This window comes from Sorangium sp. So ce296, assembly GCF_051529605.1.
In the GTDB taxonomy this organism is placed as follows: Bacteria; Myxococcota_A; Polyangia; order Polyangiales; family Polyangiaceae; genus Sorangium; species Sorangium cellulosum_D.
Genome location: NZ_CP150325.1, coordinates 6,530,481 through 6,552,903, shown reverse-complemented (window position 1 = coordinate 6,552,903; position 22,423 = coordinate 6,530,481). Strand labels below are relative to the sequence as shown.

Annotated in this window: 13 protein-coding genes; 6 read left to right on the top strand and 7 right to left on the bottom strand. The window is 69.1% G+C overall.

What is annotated here, in order from left to right; all coding sequences use genetic code 11:
- Positions 1-4: 4 nt before the first annotated feature.
- The 4 genes from WME98_RS24330 to WME98_RS24315 all read left to right on the top strand — a co-directional run bounded on the left by WME98_RS24330 (position 5) and on the right by WME98_RS24315 (position 5,958).
- Entirely contained in the window at positions 5-868 is an 864-nt protein-coding gene (locus tag WME98_RS24330; RefSeq protein ID WP_437953433.1) for a DUF6209 family protein, read from the top strand.
- A gap of 209 nt (positions 869-1,077) precedes the next feature.
- On the top strand, positions 1,078-3,159 hold the full coding sequence (gene metG, locus WME98_RS24325; RefSeq protein ID WP_437953432.1) for a methionine--tRNA ligase: 2,082 nt from the start codon (positions 1,078-1,080) through the stop codon (positions 3,157-3,159).
- 160 nt (positions 3,160-3,319) lie between these two features.
- The gene (locus WME98_RS24320) at positions 3,320-4,300 is read left to right on the top strand and encodes an ABC transporter substrate-binding protein (RefSeq protein WP_437953431.1); all 981 of its coding nucleotides are present in this window, start codon (positions 3,320-3,322) and stop codon (positions 4,298-4,300) included.
- 221 nt (positions 4,301-4,521) lie between these two features.
- Positions 4,522-5,958 (top strand): hypothetical protein, encoded by a 1,437-nt coding sequence (locus WME98_RS24315; protein ID WP_437953430.1) that lies wholly within the window; start codon positions 4,522-4,524, stop codon positions 5,956-5,958.
- Between the two features lie 468 nt (positions 5,959-6,426).
- Here the strand turns inward: WME98_RS24315 and WME98_RS24310 are convergent, their stop codons facing one another.
- The 5 genes from WME98_RS24310 to WME98_RS24290 all read right to left on the bottom strand — a co-directional run bounded on the left by WME98_RS24310 (position 6,427) and on the right by WME98_RS24290 (position 13,294).
- Positions 6,427-6,909 (bottom strand): PspA/IM30 family protein, encoded by a 483-nt coding sequence (locus WME98_RS24310; RefSeq protein WP_437953429.1) that lies wholly within the window; start codon positions 6,907-6,909, stop codon positions 6,427-6,429.
- 42 nt (positions 6,910-6,951) lie between these two features.
- Positions 6,952-9,474 (bottom strand): helicase HerA-like domain-containing protein, encoded by a 2,523-nt coding sequence (locus WME98_RS24305; RefSeq protein ID WP_437953428.1) that lies wholly within the window; start codon positions 9,472-9,474, stop codon positions 6,952-6,954.
- Entirely contained in the window at positions 9,471-11,687 is a 2,217-nt protein-coding gene (locus tag WME98_RS24300; RefSeq protein WP_437953427.1) for an ATP-binding protein, read from the bottom strand. Before WME98_RS24300 ends, WME98_RS24305 begins: the two co-directional genes overlap by 4 nt.
- Complete coding sequence (locus WME98_RS24295) at positions 11,684-12,829, bottom strand: hypothetical protein (protein WP_437953426.1); 1,146 nt, start codon at positions 12,827-12,829, stop codon at positions 11,684-11,686. The genes WME98_RS24300 and WME98_RS24295 overlap by 4 nt, the downstream gene beginning before the upstream one ends.
- 249 nt (positions 12,830-13,078) lie before the next feature.
- Complete coding sequence (locus WME98_RS24290) at positions 13,079-13,294, bottom strand: addiction module protein (protein WP_437953425.1); 216 nt, start codon at positions 13,292-13,294, stop codon at positions 13,079-13,081.
- A 244-nt stretch (positions 13,295-13,538) separates the two neighbouring features.
- Here WME98_RS24290 and WME98_RS24285 point away from each other — a divergent pair, with 244 nt between their 5' ends.
- Positions 13,539-13,817, top strand: coding sequence for a hypothetical protein (locus tag WME98_RS24285; protein ID WP_437953424.1), 279 nt, complete (start codon positions 13,539-13,541; stop codon positions 13,815-13,817).
- 464 nt (positions 13,818-14,281) lie between these two features.
- On the opposite strand, the gene WME98_RS24280 is transcribed toward WME98_RS24285, so the two are convergent.
- Both WME98_RS24280 and WME98_RS24275 read right to left on the bottom strand, forming a co-directional pair.
- Positions 14,282-14,491, bottom strand: coding sequence for a hypothetical protein (locus tag WME98_RS24280; RefSeq protein ID WP_437953423.1), 210 nt, complete (start codon positions 14,489-14,491; stop codon positions 14,282-14,284).
- Between the two features lie 74 nt (positions 14,492-14,565).
- Positions 14,566-14,817 carry a MerR family transcriptional regulator gene (locus tag WME98_RS24275; RefSeq protein WP_437953422.1) on the bottom strand — a complete coding sequence of 84 codons (252 nt, stop codon included), beginning with the start codon at positions 14,815-14,817 and terminating at the stop codon, positions 14,566-14,568.
- Positions 14,818-15,715: 898 nt separating this feature from the next.
- On the opposite strand from WME98_RS24275, the gene WME98_RS24270 reads away from it, so the two are divergent.
- Complete coding sequence (locus WME98_RS24270) at positions 15,716-21,661, top strand: AAA family ATPase (RefSeq protein WP_437953421.1); 5,946 nt, start codon at positions 15,716-15,718, stop codon at positions 21,659-21,661.
- Positions 21,662-22,423: the final 762 nt, after the last annotated feature.

Genomic DNA, 22,423 nt, shown 5'->3' with positions numbered 1-22,423 from the left:
TCCCATGACGAAGGCCGCTGTTCTCCAGTTCTTCCCCGACTGGATCCACGCGCAGCAGGGCGAGATCGAGCGCCGAGGAGCGCTCAGGATCGAATACGACATGAGCCGCCTATCGCGCTGCTTCACGACCTGGCGCGGCGCCAAGATCGGCGACATCGTCGCCTACGTCCGCTTCCACCCCCGCGGCGAGATCGTGCAGGGGAGCGTCGTCGAGGAGGTGCGGGCCGAGGGGAGGCCGCCCGGGCCCGTGGTCGCGCACCGGGCCGCGCCGCTGGAGCTCGCGGTGCCCGACGACGCCACGGGCGTGGAGCTGTGGTTTCACCATTTCTCCCAGACCAGCCGTCGCTGCGACGCGTGGGACAGCCGCTTCGGGGAAAACTACTGGTTCGACGTCGGCGGCCCGCCGCCGCGGAGCCCGGCGCAGCCGGTCGTCTACCGCGCGGGGGCGCAGGCGCGGGCCGACATCGCGAACGTGCAGACCGCCCAGGTCTCGAAGATCAACGCGTTCCCGAGGCCCGCCGACGGGCCGAGCGTCGGGAAGGACATCCAGACGAACCTCAACCTCGTCGCGTGGGTCAGCCACACGGCCTGGGGCGCCAACGCGTGGATCGATGTCCACGTGTTCGACGGCGGCGACGCGCTCATCCACGCCGAGACGTTCCCGCTGGCCTATGCCGGGTTCGGCCCGGTCCAGCAGTATATCTTCACGGGCAAGATCTTCCAGGGATCCACGGCGACGCCAGGGTCGGTGTCGCCGCGGCCGGACGCGCGCAAGGTGCAGTTTCGCTTGTACTATGAGCTCGACGGCCAGGTGTTCACCGATGCCATCCTGCACCAGGCGGAGCTCCCTGAAGACGCGCTGATCTGAGAGGCGCCCTGCGCGCGCGCAGCGAGCGCGACGCGCCACGGCGCAGGCCGCCGTGGGGTCCTCCCGCGCCTCGATGAGGGGCCCTCTGGCTCCTCGAACGCGCCCCGGGCGCGCCGCTCCTTCGAGGGCCCGCGCGCCCCAGACGTCCGCGCCGCGCCGCGGCGCGGCGCTCGCCGCGGGAGAGCGCCCCGTGGTAAGAGAGCGCTCCCATGGCGAGCCGCTTCTACGTCACGACGCCCATCTATTACATCAACGACGTCCCGCACCTCGGCACCGCCTACACGACGATCGCCGCGGACGTGCTGTGCCGCTATCACCGGGTGCGCGGCCACGAGAGCCGCATGCTCACCGGCACGGACGAGCACGGCCTCAAGATCCAGCGCGCCGCCGAGGCGCGCGGCCTCGCGCCGGGCGTCCACGCCGACGAGATCTCCGCGGCCTTCCGCGCCACGTGGCCCAAGCTCGGCTGCGCTCCGGACGACTTCATCCGCACGAGCGAGCCTCGCCACAAGAAGGCCGTGCAAGAGCTGTGGCGCCGCATCCAGGCGCGCGGGGACATCTACCTCGGCCACTACGAGGGGCTCTACTGCGTCGGGTGCGAGGCGTATTATACCGAGAAGGACCTGAAGCAGCCCGGCAACGTCTGCCCGCTGCACCACCGGCCCGTCGAGAGCGTCAAGGAAGAGAGCTACTTCTTCCGCCTCTCCAAGTATGGAGACGCGCTGCTCGACTACTACCGGCGCAACCCCACCTTCGTGCAGCCGGCGAGCCGCCTGAACGAGGTGACGAGCTTCGTGCGCGAGGGGCTCCAGGATCTGTCGGTCTCCCGCACCACGTTCCAGTGGGGCATCCCCGTCCCCGGCGACCCGAAGCACGTCATGTACGTGTGGTTCGACGCGCTGGCGAACTACCTCACCGCGCTCAAGGAGCCCGAGGACAACACGCGCTTCTGGCCGGCCGACGTGCACCTCGTCGGCAAGGACATCCTCCGCTTCCACGCCGTCTACTGGCCCGCGTTCCTGCTCTCGGCCGGCTACGGCGAGGCCGAGCTGCCGCGCCAGGTGTTCGCCCACGGGTTCCTCACCTACAGCGGCCAGAAGATGTCGAAGACGCTCCGCAACACCATCAGCCCCGTCGAGGTGGCGGAGGCCCTCTCCGAGGCGGCGGCGGCCCTCCCCGGCGGCGCGGGCGCGGCGGCCGGCGCGCCGCCGGTCGGGGTGGACGTGGTGCGCTATTGCCTCATGCGCGCGATCTCGTTCGGTCACGACGGCGATTTCAGCATCCAGGACCTCCTGGCCCGGTACGGCTCGGAGCTCGGCAACGCGCTCGGCAACCTGCTGAACCGGGTGCTCCCGTTCGCCGACGAGGTCCCCGAGAAGGGGGAGCTCGGCCCGCTCGAGGAGGAGCTCCTCGCCGCGCAGCAGCAGGCCTCGGCGGCCGCGGCGGCGGCGTTCGACGCGCACCAGCCGACGCGCGCGCTCGACGCGATCTGGACGGTGATCGCGGCGGCGAACCTCTACATCGACAAGGCCGCTCCGTGGGTGGCCAAGAAGACCGATCCGCGGCGCCTCGGGACGATCGTCGCGACCCTGGTCGAGCAGCTCGGCGCGATCAGCGTGATGATCTCGCCCGTGATGCCGGTGGTGGCGGCCAGGATGCGCGACCAGCTCGGGCTACAGCCGCTCGCGCCCGAGCCGGGCAACGACCAGTGGCCGCTGCTCCCCGCCGCCCGAGCGCCCGGCGAGAAGCTCCGCAAGGGCTCGCCGATCTTCCCGCGCCTCGAGAAGGAGAAAGAGGCCGAGCTGCTCGCCCGGTTCGCCCCGCCGCCGGCGGACGCCGAGGCGACAAAGGCCGCGCCCGGGGCCAAGGCCGCGCCCGAGGCGAAGGCAACGCCGGAGGTCAAGGCCGCGCCCGAGGCGAACGGCGGCGCCGGGGCGGCCGCCCAGCCGGCGCGCCAGGGCAAGGGCCCCGTGCCGTTCGACGACTTCGCCCGGCTGGACCTCCGGATCGGCGTGGTCGCGAGCGCCGAGCGCGTGAAGAAGAAGGACCGATTGCTCGATCTGCGGGTCGATACCGGCGACGGCGCGCCCCGGCGCATCATCTCGGGCATCGCCGCGAGCTACGCCCCGGAAGAGCTGGTCGGCAAGCGGGTCGTCGTCCTCTGCAACCTGCCGCCGCGCGACTTCGGCAAAGGGCTCGTGTCCGAGGGCATGCTGCTCACCGCCGAGGTCGACGGGCGAGTCCGCACCATCACGGTCGAGGACGCGGCGCCGGGCACGCCGGTGCTCTGAAGCCACGATCCAACTTGTAACATTTACTGCATTACCGGCACACGGCAAACGCCCCGGCGTCACCGCCGCGGCGTTCCGACCAGCCCGCACCCGTCCGTTCCAAACAGTCGCCCGGGACGCCGCCCGCAAGCTCATCGAGCAGGAGAAGGTCGACTTCATCGTGGGCCCGCTGTCGGGGGACGAGGGGCTCGCCGTCCGCGATCTCGCGAAGAGACACCCGGAGCGGGTGTTCGTCAACGGCAGCGCCGCGGCGCAGGACATCACGCTCCGCGACCAGGCGCCGAACTTCTATCGGTTCTCGCCCGACGGCGCGCAGTGGATGACCGGCGTCGGGAGCTACGCCTTCAACGAGAAGGGCTACAAGCGGGTCGCGACCCTCGCCGAGGATTGCTCGTACCCGTACACCCTGGTGGGCGGGTTCATGGCCGAGTTCTGCCACGTGGGCGGGCGCGTGCCGAAGAAGCTGTGGGTGCCGCTCGGGACCAAGGACTATAGCTCCGTGATCTCGTCGCTGCCGAAGGACATCGACGCCATCGACGTGGCGCTCGGCGGCGCCGACGCCCTGACGTTCCTCAAGCAATACAAGCAGTTCGGCGGGAAGGCGCCGCTCATCGGCGGCTCGAGCACGGTCGACCAGATGGTCCTCGACTCGAAGGGGGATATCGCCGAGCACCTCGTCGGGACCATCTCCGGGGTGCCGATCGCGGACGACAACCCGAGCGAGGGGTGGCAGGCGTTCGTCAAGGCGTACCGGGCCAAGTTCCCCGACGCCTACAAGTTCCCCTCGGGCACCCTCCACTCGTATTCCACGAACATGAAGGCGGCCCTGCTCGCCCTGAAGCAGGCCGGCGGCGACCTCTCGAACGGCCAGCAGAAGCTCAAGGACGCCCTGGGCAAGCTCGAGTTCGAGGCGCCGAGCGGCAAGGTGAAGCTCGACAAGAACCGCAACGCCATCTCCGACTCGTACCTGACCGTGGTCGAGAAGAAGGCGGACGGGACGCTCTTCAAGCGCCTGCTCCAGGTCGTCCCCGAGGTGAACCAGACCATGAAGCTGCCCGAGGACGGGGCCGCTCGGGCCGGCGGCGCTCCGGGGCCTCGGGGTGAAGGGCCGTCGAGGGCAGAGGGCGCGGTGAGGGGCTGAAGGCAGGGCGCGCGGCTTCGTAATATGACTTACCTATCTAGCCGATGACGTCGCCACCGGCGGATGCCGGTCCCTGCAGCCGCCGGCAGCCGCCCGGCGTGGCCGCCGCCGCAATCGTGCTTCTCGCGGCGGCGGGCGGGGGACGCAGGGGGAAGCCGGTCCGCGCGCCGGGGGACATGCTAGCTTCGCTCGATGCGTAGTCGCCTTGCATCGAGGAGGCGGTGAGCATCTCGTTGCGGGGACGCGAGGCCGTGGCCCTGGCCATGGCGGTCGCGGCGCACCTCGCGATCCTCGCGGCGCCGACGCCCGAGCGGCCCCCCGCGGCCCCGGCCGGGCCGCAGGCGGCCGTCGACGGCATCGACATCGAGCTCGAGCCGCCGGCGCCGCGGGGCGCCGCGGCGGCGCCGGCCGGAGGCGAGGCGGTCGCGAGCGCGTCGGAAGAGGCCGGCGAGGTCGGCAAGGCCGCTCCGGCGGAGAAGACGCCGGCGCCGGCGCCGGGCGCCGCGGCCGCCAAGGTCGCCTCGACCGAGCGCGCGAGGCCGGCTCCGGCCGCGCCCGCCGCCGAGCCGAAGGAGGCGCCGGAAGCCGCGGCGCCGGAGGGCGCCGTGCCGGACTCCGCGCCGCCGGAGGCCGCGGCGCCCGCGGCCGAGGCCGCCGCGCCTGCGGCTGGGGCACCCGGGCCAGTGGCCGAGTCGCCGGCGCCCGCCGAGGCGCCCGGGCCCGTGGCCGAGGCGCCGCGCCCTCCGGCGGCGGCGCCGCCCGGCGGCGAGTACGGCGGCCCGCCCCCCGCGGCGGGCGGGGGCGTCGCGCTCGCGCCCGGGATCGGGACGCCCCTCTGGAGCGTGCCCGGCCTCCTCCCCGGCCCCGACGCGCCGCGCGCGGCGCCGACGGCAGCCCCGCGCGCCCAGCCGCTGGATCCGGCGATCGCGGGCAAGGTGCTGAACGAGACGCTGCACAGCAAGGACAAGAGCGTTGGGATCAGCGTCCCGGCCGCGGGTGTGGTGGCGAGCACCCTGGCGGACACGGTGCGCGCCTCGGCCGCGCCGCTCGACGCGCGCGCGACGTTCGAGGTGAAGCTCGGCGCCGACGGCCAGGTCCTCGGCGTCCGGCTGGTGAGCGCGACGGCCGGAGACGGCCCCACGTGGGATCGCATCGTGGACGCGGCCAAGGGCGCGCTCGCGGGGAGCGCGCTGCAGATGGGGCCCGACCGGCAGCCGGTGACCGTGACGGTCAAGGTCCAGTCCAAGGTGCAGTATCCGTCCGGCAGCAAGAAGAAGCCCAAGCCGGAGCTCGTGTGCGCCGAGGAGGTGCTCGAGCAGCTCCAGCAAGCGATGGAGAACCCGAACATGCTCGGCGACCGGCGCGGCCTGGGCGGCGGGGCGGCGGCGGCGGCCGACATGGATGAGGAAGAGAGAAAGCGGCTCTTCTGCATCCCTATCGGGCTCCGCATGAAGGGGGATCTGTCGGATGTCGGGGCGCACAGGATCAACGTGGTCTCGGCGTCGTTCGCGGTGAAGCGCGAGGGCGAGCGCGCGCTGCCGCACGAGGACATCCTGCCGATCGACACGCGCGTGCCGTGGGCGCCCAAGGACCCGAAGAAGACGAAGCCGCCGCCGAAGCCGAAGAAGAAGTGGAAGAAGAAGAAGCAGCAGCCTTGAGGCTTCGCTTCGAACGTGACCGTCTGCGCGGCGCCCGTTACCAGATCCATCGCTGACGAAAGAGGCGATGGCGACGAGAGCGGCGTGGGCCGATCGGAGCGGAGCGGGCTTAGAGCGGTTCTCGGCTGGGGCTGAGACACCGTCCCCGTCCCCCGTCCCCCATCCCCCGTCTTCGTGCGCGTCTTTCGTGCGCGTGCGCGCTGATTCCGGGAATCGCGCACGCGCACGCGCACGGAAGAGCAAAGACGAAAGACGAAAGACGGAGGACGGAGGACGGAGGACGGAGGACGGAGGACGGAGGACGGAGGACGGAGGACGGAGGACGGAGGACGGAGGAGAGTCCAGCCGTAAGCAGCCTTCCCACGATCGACGACTCGAACGCGGGTGGCGCGGGGCTACTCGCCGCGGGCCCCGAGTTCGCGCAGGCGGGCAGAGCTGGCCCGGATCGCGGTGTCTGTCACACCCCCCTCAACGCGAGGATGCCTTGAGGGCGGCGAGAGCGGACGTGTACTCGGCCATCGCCGCCGAGATCGTCGCGGCTTGCCGCTCGAGCGACGATGCGCGGTGGAGCGCCTCGCGCTGCCGCGAGAGCGCATCGCGCGCGAGATCATCATCGCCCGCCAGGACCGCGAGCTCCGCGCGTCGCTCCCACTCACCGGCGTTCGCGGCATGCTGTTCAGCCTCTCGCGCCAGCGCCGCGCCGTACTTCTCGAGGGATTCCAGGCGGCGTTCCACCTCGTCGAACCGGCGAGCTTCCTCATCCCCGGCGTTCGGTGGTTCCTTCGAACGACGTCGCAATCTCGAAAGGACGCGGGCGAACCAGGGAATCGCCGTTTCCCGTGCCCGCGCGGGGCCGAGCCGAGCAGCGGCGGCCGCAGCATCATTCATGCGCTTCAGCTCGCGTTCGATTCGCTCGGCGAGCTCGGCGAACTTCTCACCTTGGGAAGCCATCTCGACCCAGCAGCCTCGAGACCCCCGCAAACGCCGGGCGCGTCACCCGCCCGGGCCGCGGAGCCCCGCCTCGGTGACGGCCCGCTCCACGCGGTCGGGCGACCACGCGCCGGCGTGGCGCGTGAACAGCGTTCGCCCCTTGAACGCGCGGCCCGCGAGCGCCGCGGGCATGTCGGGCCAGCGCGCGACGAAGCTCCCCTTCGGCGCCCCCTTGCGCGCGGCGACCCAGGGAGGGGCCCCGCCCTCGATCGTGAACCAGTCGCTCACCCGCTCCACGTCCTGGGCCGCCTCCAGCCGTCCGACGAGCTTCGTGCTCGTGTTGCCGAACACGTTGTAATCCACCGAGCGAGGGCTCTGGGTGCATAGCAAACAACCGACGCCGTACTTCCGGCCCTGGGTGAAGAGCCGGATGAGCGGCTGCTTCGCGGGCGGCTTGCTGCCGCCGGCCGGGATCCAGTCGCGCGCCTCGTCGATGTAAAAGAGCAGGTTCACGCCGCCGGAGGTCGCGTCCACGGTCGTGATCATCCACCGGTACAGCTCCGTCGCGAGGGCCGCGAGGAAGAAGTGCTTCTCGTCGTCGTTGCTGAGCGCGTTCAGGTAAACGATGTTGAGCGGGACGCGCCCCGGCCTCGAGGGCCGGAGCAGCTCGGTGAAGTCGAGGCGCGTCCCTCCCGAGAACAGCCGCGCGGACGGGCCCTGCACAAAGGTGTTGAGCCGGCGCGCGAGCCGCTCGCGCTCGGACTTGCGGATCAGGCTGTCCACCTCGTCGATGCCCAGGTCCTCGGGGGCGGTGACGGCGGCCACGATGTCCCTCAGCCGGACCGGCGCCGCGCGCGGCAGGCGCTGCAGCACCTGGTAGAGGAACGTGCGCTGCGACTCCTCCTCACCGCCGCACGCGCACAGGCTGACGAGGTTGGCCGCCACCGCCACGAGCAATCCCTCCTCCTCCTCGGCGCGGAGCGCGGGGTTCGCGATGTGCGACAGCTCGCTCGCGCTCGGGAGCCTCAGGGGGTCGAGGCAGAGCCGCTGGCCGTGCGAGGACCCCGGGGTGAGGATGCGCGGCTCCATGCGCTCCTGGAGCTCCTCCCACGCGCGGAGCAGCGCCGGCGGCACGTCGGAGCGCGGGCGCGCTTCCATCATCTGGACGAGATCGCCCTGCGGGTCGATCGCGAGGACGGGGACGCCGGCCCGCAGCGCCTCCTCCGCGATGATCTTGGCCATCCACGTCTTGCCGCTGCCCGCCGCGCCGACCACCGAGACGTGCGTCCGCAGCACCGCGGGATCCATGCAGACGGGCGAGCCGCCGTCGTCGAATCCGAGGAGCATGCCGGCGACGTCCGCGGTGCGCGCCGCCGGCGGCCCTGCTCCCGCGTCGAGCGCCGTGGGCGTCGAGCGCTCACCGCTCGGCGGCGCCTTCCCACGGCCCGGCGGCGCCTCCGCCGGCGTCGAGCGCGCGCCGCCCGGCGGCGCCTCCGCCGGCGCCTTTTTCCCTCGGCCCGGCGCCGGCCTCGGGCGCTCGCCGGCCGGCTTCACGACCGCCAACGCCTCTTCCAGCTCGGGATCGTCCTCCACCATCGGCTCGTCTTCGAGCGGCGCGCCGGCCGCGACGCGCGCGCCCTCCTCCGGCGCCTCGCCGCGCGTCGCCTCGAGCGCCGCCCAGCGCCGGTCCCACGCGCCCCTGTCCTTGTGGCCGAGCTCTGCGACGCAGGCCCCGGAGCGCTCGTGCTTGCAGCCGTCGCAGTAGGTGCGGTCGCCCGGCGGCGAGAGCCCCCCGGCGCCGAGCGCGTGGTCGGACCAGGCCACCATGCTGGCGATGAGCTCGTGGATCTTGCCGCGCTTCGCCTCGACCTCCTCCCAGCGCGCCTCCCGCACGCTGCGGGTCGGGTGGAGGTAGAACACCGCCACGTCCGGCTTCGTGCCGTGCTGGTGGTGGTGCATCAGCGCGTACGTGAAGACCTGGAACAGATCGCTGTTGGGAGAGGTCGCCGGCGTGAGCTTGTAGTCGACGATGCGGTGCTTCCCGAGCCGCGGATCGAAGTACACGTAGTCGATCGCCCCGGTCACGTGGACGTGGACGTCCTCCCCCACGTGGAACGTCACGTCGACCCGCTTGCGCGAGTCCCCGAACAGCTGGCTCCTGAGCTCCGCGGCCGGCAGGCCCGCCGCCCGGGCGTGCACCGCGAGGCGCGCGAGCTCGTCCATGTAGACCTGGACCGCGGCGATGAAGCCCAGCCGCAGCGGCACCGGGCGCGCCGCGAAGGCGTCCAGGTCGAGGCAGCTCGCGTTGAACCAGCGCATCAGCGCCTGCTGGAGGGCCGCGGCGTCGCGGGCGCCCTCGAGCGCGGCCAGCACCTCGTCCGAGCTCGCGGCGGCGGCGTTGAAGCGCTCCACCGCGGTGTGGAACAGCGCGCCGCAGCCGGGCGCCTCCCCGCCCTTGCGCCAGATGCGGCTCACCACCTTTCGCCCGTCCTGCCGCTCGGCCGTGGCGCGCGTGTCGAACCAGTGGAGCCTCGGGCACGTCGCCGCGACGCGGAGCTGGGTCACGTTGACGTGGACGAGCCTCATTTCCTGCCCCGGAGCTGGACGAAGAGGTCGTCGTCGGTGGCCGTCGCGTGGACGAGCCCCTCGTCGTGGAGCGCCTGCGCCGTCTTCTTGATGTGCGACCAGACCTCCGGGAAGCGCTTCTCCGGGACCTTCTTCCGGCCCGCGAAGATCTGCGCGAGCTCCTTGGCCATCAGGCCGAGGCGCCACGACAGCTCGGCCATGACGTGCTCGCGCGTCTGCTGCGGATCCCACGGCGGGGGCGGCACCGAGTCCGTGCCGCCCTTGACGATCTCCTCGGTGAGTAGCTCGCGCAGCAGCGGGTGCGCGAGCAGCAGGCTCTGGCGCTGGAAGGACGCGATCACCTCGTCCTCGGTCACCTTGCGGTACTGCCCGCGCGGGTGCTCGATCTCGAGGTCCTGGCTCTTCGCGGCGCCGAGGAGCCCCACCAGCGAGTCGAGCTCCGCGTGCCCGGCGAAGTCGAGGTGGAGGTGGAGGAAGCGCTGGCGGCCCAGCTTGCCGAGCGCGTCGTACGCGGCCTTGCCGGCGCCGCCGAGCCGCAGCGGCCGGCGCTCCTCGTCGGTGACCAGGATGCGCTTGTCCGTGTGCTTCGTGTCCTCGGCCATGCGCTGGAGCGGCGTCCGCGCGCCGTGCCCGCTCGGCGCGCAGAGGAACGTCACGCCCGTGGTCACGATCACGCCGTCGGCGCGCCTCTCCTTGGCGAGGAGGTGATACGCCGGGGCCTTGCCCCGCTTCTTTGCGGTGAGGTGCTCGATGCCGAGGAGCGTCGCGTTGGCCTTGCCGGCGCACCTGGAGAGCAGGCGCTGCGTCAGGCTCGCGAGGTTGTCCTCGTCGGGCGGCAGCGACGCTTGCTGCAGCCGGCGGCGGTTCTTGCCCTCCTCGACCTTCTTTCTCACCTCGGCGTCGATGACGTCCTCGAGCTTCGGCGGCGGCGGCTTCGTTCCGCCGTCCTCGGGGCCGGGCCACTCCTTGAGCCAGCGCTTGCCGCCGACGGCCGCGAGCCGGTCCTGCTGCGCTTCCCAGCGGTCGCGCGCCCAGAGGATCGCGTCGCGCGGCCGGAGCTCCTGCACGCCGTCGAGGCGCCGCTCGAGCCACTCGCTGCCGAGCGGGAAGAGCCGATCGCGCTTGCGGGCGGCGATGACCTCCTCGATCTCCTTCTCCTCGAAGCCGGAGAGCGCGGCGTCGAGCCGCCCCGCGAGGATGGCGCGGGCCTCCTCGGGCGAGATCATGTGCAGCTCGAGGATCCGCTCGGCGATCCGGTCCCACGCGGCGGCCGGGATCACCTCGCCGGTGCGCAGGGAGAGCATGGACTGCTTCACGCCGGAGACGATCACGACGAGGTGCTTGGCCCGGTCGAGCAGCGCGTGGGCGTACGACATCAGGGCGCGCACGGCGTCCGGATCGAGGTTGTCGACCTGGTCGAGGCAGAGCACGAGCGGGAGCTCGGCGAGCGCGCACAGGTGGGAGAGGACGTGGAGGACGCGCTCCACCGCGGCGTCGTCCGGGAGGGAGAGGCCTTCGTCGCCGGCGGCCTGATCGAGCAGGCGCGTCTGGTCGAGCAGGCGCGCCTCGTCGGGCCCGAGCGTCTCGCCGGAGAGCCAGAGCACGGCGGCCAGGGCGCGCTTCTCGGCGCTCGGGTCGCCGAGGCTCGCGTGCGACGTCCCGGTGAGGAACGCGTTGAGCACGGGGATGACGGCGTTCTGGGGGTCGATCTTGGCGCCGAGGCGGGCGAGCGCCTCTTTGCGCGCCTCGATCTCCTTGGGGCCGGTCATCATCTTGCGGCCCTTGAACGCGCCGGTCCGGATGAGGGCGCGGTTGAGGATGGTGTAGAGGCGCGACTGCGTGTAGTCGCTCCCGCGGTGGCCCGCGAGGTCGCTGACGGTCGCGTTGAGCACGTACCGGAGCATCCGCTCGGGCGAGGCGAGGATGTTGTGCAGGTAGACGACGGTGGCCTTGTCTTCGCCGGCCCACTGGAAGAGGCGCGCGAGCAGGTGGCTCTTGCCGACGCCGGGCGCGCCGATGAGCAGGGCGCCGATGCTTGTCGGCTCCTTGGCGGCGTCCTGCACGACGCGCGTGAGCTTGGTGAAGGCGTTCTTGTGGATCGACTCGACCGTGGCCTCGCCGCCCCCGACGTCGGTGATGCGGTGGCTGCGGAACGGGTTGGTGCCTCGGAGCGCCTGGAGGAAGCGCTCGAACGTGGGCTCCTCGGCGCTCATGCGTCGTGCCTCCGCGCGACGTAGACGAGCAGGTTGCCGGCTTCGAGGATGCCGGCCTCGCGCTCGGCCTCGGCCATCTGGTGGTGGCGGCCGTCGGAGGGGTCGAGCGAGTAGCGGCGCTGGCGCCGGAGGGCGGCGAGCTCGGCGTCGAAGGTGGCGCGCGGGACGTCGGGGAGCGCGGCGCGGAGGGCGCGGAGGGTGACGTAGTTGTGGCCGCCGGCGTGGCGGTCGAGGGCGGTGAAGGCGGCGTCGAAGCGGTCGGCGAAGGGGGCGGAGGGGGTGGGGGCGGCGGCGGGGGCGCCGGCAAGGGAGGCGGCGGGGGCGCCGGCAAGGGAGGCCGCGGGGGCGCCGGCAAGGGAGGCGGCGGGGGTGCCGGCAAGCGAGGCGGCGGGGACGCCGTTGGCGGGGGCGTCGGTGGGCGCCGCGTCGGCGGGCTCGGCAGGCGCTGTGCGGGCGCCGCGAGGGGCCGTGGGGCGGGGAGCGCCGTCGGTCGGGGCCGTGGCGGGGCGCGCGGGCGAGTCGGCAGCCGGAAGGACGGCGTCGGCGAGGAAGAAGAACAGCGGCTTCTTGCCGGTCAAGGCGCCGATGGTCCGGGGAATCCGGCGCTCGGCGAGGCGCTGATCGAGCGCCGCCTTGAACGCGCGGCCCAGGGCAGGCAGGAGGCCCTTGGGGAGCTGCGCTAGATCGACCGCCGGCGCATCGGGCTTGCGCGCCGACTGGAGCTGCACCTCCAGGAGCCGGTCGGACTGCGCGACGGCCTGGAGGTCGTCCGCGAGCAGCACGAGCGTGGTGCCGGGCGCCGGCTTCTTCCTACCTTCCGCGTCGCGAGAAAGCAGCACGCGCGCCTTCGCCTCCTCGGTGATCAGCGCCTTGATGGTCGCCGTGGGCTTGTCACCGGCCAGCTCCGCGAGCCGCGCGATCGTCGGGGGGTACGACGCGCCGCCGAGTTGCTTCTGGGACTCGAGGATGCCGAGGAGCTTCGGCAGGGGCGAGGGCGGCGGAGCTTTCTTGCTCGCCGTAGATTTCTGCCTCGCGGGCGCCTTCTTCGACGCTGCGGCCGTGCGGGGCGCGGCAGCCTTCTTCGACGCTGCGGCCGTGCGGGGCGCGGCAGCCTTCTTCGACGCTGCGGCCGTGCGGGGCACGGCAGCCTTCTTCGGCTTCTCGGCGCTGCTCTTCCTGGCTGCCGTGGACTTCGTGGTCGTCGCCCGCGCGCGCGGGCTCGATGCGCTGTTCGTGTTCGTGGCCCACCTCCCGAGCGTCCGAGATTACCCGGGCGTCCAGCTATGGGAAGAGGCTCCGCGCCGCGGCGCGGCGGCGGAAGGCGAGCGTCTCGCGGGTCGCTGGCTCGGGAGGATCCGATCAGTCTCCAGCGGCGAGGAAGACGACGCGGCTCACGACTCGCGGGTGGTCATCTCGGCTCGGACGTCCTCCCAGGGGAGACCGAGGGGGCCCTCGCGCTCGAGGCGGTCCAGGCGGCGGTCGAGCTCAGCACGAAGCTCGGAGCTCAGCGGAAGGTCGTCCGAGGAAAGGCTTCGCCAAAGGTCATCGCTCAGCTCGAGCTTCTCATCGGCGGTGAGCTTGGGCAGATCGAGCGTGGGCTTGTCCATGGGTGGATCCTGCACCAGCGGGGCCGGAATGCCAGCACACGCGAGCCTGGCCGGGGCGTCGAGGGCCCCCGCCGCAACGCGGGTGAGGCTTGCACCAGAGCGCTGGCGGGAAGTGCTGGCCAGGGATCGTGGGGTCGGAGGAAGGCCTCTCCAGCGCAGAGACGGGTACCGCCCATCTTTTGCTAGAGGCACGTCCACTGGGAGACGGGTGTCACGCATCTTTTGTTGGAGGAACGAATTTCCGGTGCCGAACCGTCGCGATCCGTCGCTTCACCCGGGATTTTGGGGGCACCAGATCACCGATCGCACCCGTTCGGAAGGCATCGACCCAACCCAGGCCCAATTGCCGGTGCCTGGGCTTGGAGAGCTGGCGTCAGGCGACCCGTCGCCTCGGGCCGCCGTGGTCGCCTCGCTCGCCGGCACCCTGAGCCGTGCCGTCGCCCTCGGCGATGAGGACGCGGCCCGTGTCGTCCACGAGGCGATCGGTCGGCTTCTCGGGCTGTCGGCGATACCGGCGGGGTGAGCAAGCTTGGGCCGGATGTCGAGCCCGCCGCTCGCGACGCCGACGCGCGCTGAACGGCGGGCCTCCGTCTCCAACGCAGGCGAAGACGCCCTCGTCGGGCGTCCTCCCGCGCCCACGCGCGTCGCGGGCCAGCGGCGCCCGCGTCCAGCATCGTCGACCCCGGCGGGAGCCGCAAGGGGCCACGCCTATGGCGATGGGCGGGCGGTGCGACGCTTCGAGCGGCGCCCCGCGGGGAGCAGGCTGCTCAAGGCGGCTCCCATCGCACCACGGAGCGAGCTCGGCCCCTGCGCCGGCGGCGCCGAGGCGAACCGGCACTGGCAGCCGGCCTCATCGACGTGGATGGGATGGGCTCCGTCCTCGGGAACCATCGTATTCCCGCTGGAGCCCGCAGCCGCGTCGTCTCCCGCTCCTGTCGGCTCGTTCCCTCCGGTGCCATCGGCTCCTCCGGCACTACCGGCGCCTGATCAGCAGTCATCGCCCGAGCACGCCGTCTCTTCCTCGTCGTCGCAGGCGCTCCCGATGGCGCCGCCGTCGCGGTCCTGCTGATCGCCGTTAGCTGTGCCGGGACAGTTGTCTTCGACGTCGCACACTCCGTCGCCATCAGCGTCGTCGCACATCATCACCGCGAACACGGAGAAGCTCGGCGTCTCTTCGCAGACCAGGCTGGCGTCCATGTCGACCGTAGGATGGCCGAGCGGCTCCCAGCCGTTCGTGGCCTCGTTCTTTAGCTAACTGACCGGCATTGCACCTAGCCGACGCGCCACCTCGACAGTCCAACGAGCTCGGGCTTCGAGCCGAGCCGGGTCTTCTCCCAGAGCGCCTCCCGAAGGACCTCCACCTGCTCAGAGGTGAAGACCCGCATCTGGCGCTTCCCCTGCCTCGGCACGGGTTCGAAGAGCTTCCCTTCAAGGCGACGGAGCGTCGTGGCGCTGAGGCCGAGCTCCTTGGTGACGACCGCCGAGGTGAGGAGCCCCGCTTCCTTCAGCCGGTGCGTCTCCATGGGCATCGCCATGGGGTGGTGTGCGCGAAGGTAGCGGGATATGCCCTCCCAATGGTGCTGGCGCAGCACCCGGATGGGCTTATCGCACCCGCACGCACAGGTGTACCCCTTCGCGTTCTCCGCCTCGATCCATGTGGCGATCGAGACGGCCTTCCGTGCCAGCTGTACGCGGTGCTTGAAGCGAACCGATGGGTCAGAGGTACTAGGCTTGCGAGGGGCCGGGGAGCCCAGGCCCCTCCGGGTGTGCCCGCCGCTGCTGTCGCTGGACGAGGCATGCCCGAGGCTCGCACGGCCATGCCGTTCCACCCCATTCCGTGAGCTCTATCCGTGTGGAAGGCGGGTGCCGGATGCGAGCGGGGCGGCAGCTCTGGTGTGCGCTCGCGGGGGTGAGCTTCGACGACCGCCTGCGGGTACTCGGTCGAGATCAGTTCCGGCGCCATGCCCGCCCGGCGCAGCTCCACATGCACCCTCGTGATCAAGCTGCGCGGGTCGCATGGCCCCATCGATGGACGGATGGCTGGATCGCCATTGACACATACTGAACCTCGTTGCAGCATCCGTCTGTGGGTGGTCGCCGACGAACAAACGCCGTCACTGAACTGGAAACTTCGTCATTTCTCGTAGTACTCATGGTCTCCGAATCCTGACGAGAATGTTCGAGTCGCCGATACTGCCAGCCTTGGAAACAGCAACGTTTCAACAGTCATAGGGAGGCGCCCTTGCCGTATAGAACCACAATTTCACGGATCTGTGCTTGCGAGGAAACTCGGCATGCCACCAAGCCAGCCAATAAGCACGCCGAGTTCGGCTCGGCTGTGCCAATATCATGGAGCGATGGCCACGTATTGACGGTGATCGAGCAGGTCGAGCACGTGTGCCTGGACTGGGCGAGGGACGCGTGACCTCTTACACCGCATCCGGCGCACGTCGAACGGGCGACCAGTATCAGGACCTCCAGTCGGCAGAGGTGCTTATCGAATGGCTCGAGCAGCAGGACGCCTACCACTGGGTCCGCCTGGAGACCATGGACGGTTCGCTCGATGACATTCAGGCGGAGCGCACCGATGGGACCCGCCGGTTGTTACAGGTGAAGTTCGGCACCGACGCCGCCGTCGAGTGGGAGTGGGACCATCTGACCGAGCAGGAGAGAGGGAAGAAAGGGCCGAAACCTTCCCTGCTCCAGAAGTGGAAGACGTCGTTCGACAACGTGGTTGCCTCGGGCATTGCGGTGAGCGAGGCTGCGCTCCTCACCAACCGCGCTGCGAGCGCCGCTATCCGAGCCCACCTATCGGATTCCGGTCTCGTGGACTTCAATGGGCTGTCAGCCTCTCTGCAGGCCACCATCTCAGCGCAACTGGGGGGGCCGGCTGCCGCTTCCTCGTTCTTCGCATCGTTCCACTTCTTCTTTAAGGAGCGGTCGTTCGAAGCGCTCGACACCGCCCTTCGGCAACGATTCCAGCGTCTTGGCGGTACCGCGGAAGGCTGGTCGAGCCTGATGGAAAAGATCCGTCGCTGGATCAACCGCAAAGACGAGCCCACATCCGACGGGACAATCACCCTGGCGGATCTGCGCGCGGCGGCCCTCTGGCACCTTCCCTCCCCGATTCCACAGGGCTTCCTTGTGCCGGAAGACTACGTCGCTCCCAAAGTCTGGAGTGACAGGGTGGTAGAGCCGCGGCTCCGAGCGGGCGGTGAGAGCCTTCTCGTCGTGACCGGCCGCCCCGGAACCGGCAAGAGCACCTACCTGAGCTGGCTTGTGGGCCACCTCCGTCACGCGGACGTACCCGTTGTGCGCCATCATTACTTCCTGTCCACGACGGACGCGACCCCGCTCCGGACGGACTGGAAGACGGCCGCAGACGCCATCATCGGACAGCTTCGTTCCTCGTACGAAAAACTCATACGAACCGCCGATTGCCAAAACCCATTACCAGGAACGCTGCGTGAGTTCCTCATGGCGGCGGGCCGCGAGCGTGCAGGCATGGCCCCGCTCGTGGTCATCGTGGACGGCCTCGACCATGTGTGGCGTGACACCGGCAGCGAGGAAGGACTTCGGCAGCTGTTCGACCTTCTCCTGCCCGCACCGGATGGTGTTGTCGTCGTAGTAGGTACCCAGGATATCGACATCGCTCGAATTCCACGGAAGCTCCGCGACTTGTGCTCCCGCGATCGATGGCTAGAGGTTTCGGTTCTCGATGGAGAAGGGGTTCATGAGTGGCTCAAATACCACGAGCACGAACTCGGACTACCCAAAGATAGAGAGCACGCCTACCGGGTGCTCGACGAATTGGCAGACGCCTTCCGCGATGTGAGCGGCGGGCATCCGCTGGTCCTGCACTACACTCTGAGCGCGGCCCGACAGGGCGGCGCCACGGTTCGCCCGGACCAAGTGCGGGCGTTGCCGAATTTTGATCCCAACAGCAGCGTCGCGACCTACTACCGGGCACTCTGGGAGGATATCAGTCCGGAGGGACATCAGCTCCTCCATCTGCTTGCCGGTTTCCACTGGGCGTGGCCCCGCGACGGCCTGGTGCGATGTTTGGCTCCGCAGGCCGACCTTGTTCGACTTGAGCAGGCGGAACGAACCATCCGACACGTCCTCGGCAACTCGCGAGCCGGCGTAACCGCGTTCCACGAGAGCCTTCTGGCTTTCGTCCAAGCGTTGCCCGACCACCAGACCGCCGCACAATCGCTTCGACCCCAAGTCGTGGATTGGCTCACCAATCGCGCACCCGAGTACTGGCGGTGGAGGCACGAGTGGGAAGAGCGCGCCAAGAACGGAGAAACCGCGCCACTCATCTCGTCAGCGACGTTGGACTGGTGTGTGGATTCCCTTGCGGCGGGCCGGAGCCGAACGGAAATCGCGGATGTGGTGGCCGCGAGTGGATGGGCTGCACTTCGGGCACGCCACCTCGGAGTGGCGACGGAACGCCACTATATCGACGCGTATCTTGAAGAAGCGGGCAGCGCTGAAGGCGTCCTATCGAGTCTGTTGTGGCTGGCGCTCCACAATCGTGATCCACGCAACCGCGAGCTTGAATTGAACCTGTTTCTTTCGCGCAAAGCGCGCGCAACCGAGGAGGAAATCGAGGCTGTCGCGGAGGTGGCATTCTCGGTGGGGCAGAATGGGATCTGTCGGGAACTACTCCGGGAGTGCAGTGAGCGATGGAATACCGCTGCGCGGCGAACCGACCAGACGGGCGACCGCTTCGCGTCGCTGGAAGAATGCCTGCCATCCCTGATCGCCGCGAGCCTAACGACTCCGTCCGAAGGAGCGTATCAGCGCCACGTATCGGAACACCACGATCTACCCAGCTGGTGCTCGCGCGGCCCCTATGCGCGGGCACTCGCTCGGCTCTGCGTTATCGGAGACACTACATCCGCCATCCGTGAGGAGCTGCGGTTTCTGGCGAATCACGCAGACCAAGTGTCATTCGAAGCCGTTGACGAGATCGTTCGGCTTGCCTGCAGAGACGGCTTCGATCCAAGCCGATGGCTTGAGGACTCCGAAGCGCGTCGGTCCGGGCTGTTCCGGTGCGCTCGCTTGTGGGGTCGAGGAGGTCCGGAGCCGCTGCACGATACGCCCCGAGAAGTATCGTTCCTGCCAGTCTCGCAGGTTCGCTTCGGCCGCGACGAGAACACATTCATCGAACTGGCACGTTCCTACTTTTTCTCTTGCCTCGCCTGCGCGGCAGAGGGCGGCGAACCGGCCGAAGCCGTCGGGCTGGACATCCGCGCTTCCGCGGTCCGGAACTTCCTTTCCGTATTGCGCAACCTCGCAGCCGATGCCGCTGCCTCCAAGAAGGGCGACGAGGCCGTGGGGGGTGCATGGCTTGTTGCACGGCTTGCGATGATCAAGCCGCCCGAGGTGAAGCCAAACGACTACAACGATCACCTCGTAAGGCGAGGAGCAGTAGCGCGGATAGCGGTTGCCATTGCGCAGGACCTCGAGGAACTTCACATCGGCGAAACCGGCAGGCCCTCACTGACGCGCGACGTGGTGATGGCAGCGATCGATGGCGCTTGGACTTGGGAGCGGATCTGGATTGAGGACCGGGTGACGCGGCGGCTCACGATGGGCGATTTCCAGGCTGGGCGCCTTCTAATGGACCGCGAGCGAGCCCGCTTGGAGGGGAGCAGGGACTACCTTCACACGAGGGCTGCGGAATATGCATCTCTCGCGCAGTTCTGCCAGTTACATAACGGGTCATCGGATGAGGTGCACGCTCTGGCGCGCCTCGCCGCAACGAACCTCCTGGGACACGGATACCACAAGGATATCACCCTGTTCGATGTGCTCGCGGCGATCCTCGCTGCCCCCGACGCGAGCAAGGCTCGTTCCCTGGCGCGCCTACGCTCGATCTCTCCCATTATTCAAGTAGTGGGCGAGATCACGGACGGTGATGAGACGAGGTATCTCACGCGTAAACTCGCCGGGGTTGTCCGCGAAATCGCGCCCAATGCGCTCCCGCCGTACCTTAGAGCTCTCCAGCGAGAGCATCACCACTGGATCGTCGAGTCCTGCTTTACCGATCTCGCAAAGTCCGCTCCGCTGAAGACTGTGTACGAGAGGGCACTCGCGAGCACGCTGGTTCACGAGGAGGCACTGACGGCATTGCAGGAACGCGCGGACAGTGACGACATCGAGGCTAGGTCGGTGCTCGCCAGCACCTTGGCCTACTGCGGTCGGCAGGCGATCCCTCCGAAGCAGTCGGACGCTCGGTCGGAATACTCGAGCGAGGGCAGTGATAAGAACCCACACTTGGTTGAGGACTATCCGCCAGAACGGCTGCCTGAGTTCGTAGGCGAATTACGGGACGCGCGCATCTACGGGGATGAGCACCTGGCTGCCTGGACGACTCATTGGCGCTCTAAGGACCCCGACGGATTGCTTGCTGCCCTGACGACTTACCGAGCGACGCACGGCTACCCGCATGAGAAACAGACCGCGAGATCGGTGGTCGAACTGGCCGTCGAGCGCTCAGGTCGACGAGCCGCGTGGGATTGGCTGATTGCCTACCATGAGGTCGTGTACGGCTGGATCTGGCATATCTACCCGCTGAGCGACGTGGAGTGGATCTGGAAGTTCCTTCGTTCTCGATTCAGGGACCAATGGCTCGAGTTCATTGCCGCAACGTCTCGCCCGCGATGGGGAGCGGCGGGGGGAGCCCCTCGTTGGAGCATCGAGCGCATGGTCCGGTTTCTCCCAATGGTTGGAGAAGCGGATCGAGTGGACGACGTTCTCGACGCAGCGGTTCGCTGGGGGGCGGGGCTGGCGGCAAACATGCCGCTTCCCGCTCCGGCCTTGACTCCCGATCGGCCTGAGCTTCCGGTGGCTCTGCGGTTGCTCGTAGACCGTCTCGACTGCCCGTCAAGAATGGTGCAGGAGCGAGCCGGCGCGTCGCTGGCCGGGCTTTTGGCCAACGCGGATACCTCCGATGCCACGATGACGGCGTTGCTGGATTGGCACGCAACGGAACACGTCGAACTTCGCTCGTGCACACTTCTGATGGTGCTGCACCTTGCGCGCACCGCGCACGGCATGTCGCCAGGTGCCTGCGTGGCCATCGCACGCCAGGCCAAGTTGGTGCCGTCCGTCGGTGCAGACCTGCTGCTACGCGAGTTCAGGGACGATGGAGAGGCGCTCGCGGCAACATACACGTTCCGCAAGCGGCATTCGGGGGGTCCGGCAGCTGGCTTCGCGGGCATCGACGACTTCGCGTATACTGTGAAGGCGCACCTCGCACCCGTTTTCTTGCGCTGGGCCAACGAGTTGAACAAGTATGGCATTGAGTTCTCGCGTCAGTGGGAGTGGGAGGCGGTCGTGCTCGCCCGCCAGCAATGCCTGTCGCTTCGAGCGAACGCGTACTTCGACCATCACTATCGAGGTGGTATTGACGAGCCGGTGCTGGCAATTAATGATCGACTCTCGATGTTGCTCCGTTCCGCGTACTTGCGGGCGCTGCACTGGTCGATCGACGAGGCGGCCCTCGAAGTTGATCTAGCCGAGATTCACGCCCGGCGGGTCGCAGCCATGGCTGACCCTGCGCTATGGGCTGTCCGGCCGGCGGAGCGCCCAGATTGGTGGCCGGGGGACCCGGGCGAGGCAGATGAGCTGAACGCGCTGTGTGAGGAGGTTGGTTGGGCGATAAGGAATCACCTGGAGAAGCGGGACCCCGACGAAAGGGAGATTCTGCTGTTCGCGGCCGGACCGGTCGGAAACCGACCGCACTTCCGAGCGAATTTGACGATCAGGTCATTTCTTCAATCGGCCCACGGGTCGATGAAGCCGCTTCAAGAGGAGATGGAGGAGATGCTGTGGGTAGGCTGTCAACCGATTCCGCCCCGGTTGTCGTTGCCGGGAACCTACATGACATTCGAGGAATATGCTTTCCTGATCCGCGACTGGATGGTTGCTCCCCTGGCGTGGTGGCTTCAGCCTGACGCCCACGCTTGGCTTATGCCAGATCTCCAAGCCCGTGGCCTTTACATGCCCGCGACATGGCTCCTGCCAGGATCGCCCACCATCAACATCGAGCCGGATCAGGTGAGCGTCACGCTCGGCGAGCGGCGGGTTGCTCGCTATCGCTACTGGAACGACGAACTGCGCGAACGGCGCTATATCGGGGCGAACTCTAGAGTAGGCGGAGAACTGCTGGTCCGTCGAGAATGGCTGGAACCCCAGCTCGCCGCTGGGGCGACGCTCTGTTGGTTAGCGACACTATCGATTACGCGTGGCGAGGAACACAAGGAGCGGTTTGGCGAGCCGCAAGTGGTCGGAACCTGGGTCATCGGTGGCAGTCGATTCGTGTGGCCCGAACCTTGGATACCTCCAAAGTATTGACCAGCAGGACCGAGAATTCACGAATCGGTGTGGAGAATGAGTTGATCACGGCGGGTCGCGGGAAGGAAGGATACCCAATAAGGCATTGCTGAAAGACCGTCCCATCCGGGAAATTCGATGACCCTGGGGGAGGAGAGAAACCTGGCTCATATTATTGCTAGTCACGATAGATTAGTTTCCTCCACACGGTCGCCACCTCGCCAGTAATGATTCTTATTTCTACAGCGCAGTTGGGCCCGCATTGGGCCACGCCGAAAGCTCGCGCGGTCTAGCCTCAGTCGGAACCAATCGAGCTCATTGAGCTTTGCGCGGAGCGCTCTTCAGCTCCATGGAAATCCGTCGGCTCCTCCGGAATTTGGGGAGAGCGTGACGATGGATCGCACCCTCATCGTCGGGGCATGGACCCAACGTGGGCCCAACCGGCGAGCCCCGGGATCGGAGAGCTCGCGCGGACCGACCCGTCGCCGCGCGCCGCTGTGGTCGCCTCGCTCGCTAGCGCCCTCAGCCGCGCGGTCGCCCTCGGGGATCACGTCGCGGCTCATGTCGTCCACGAGGCGATCGGCCGGCTGCTCGTCGGGCCCGCGGCGTCCGTCGATGGCGGCGAGCCCGCACCGATGGCAGGACCACCCACGAGCGGAGTCGGTTCACTCGAAGGTAACGCGGAGCACACACCGGGCAGGGGACACAAGGCACGCCTGCTCGCGCCTCATCGCGGCCATCCGCTAGCCCGAACGAATCGACACACCCCAGGCACGATGCCGG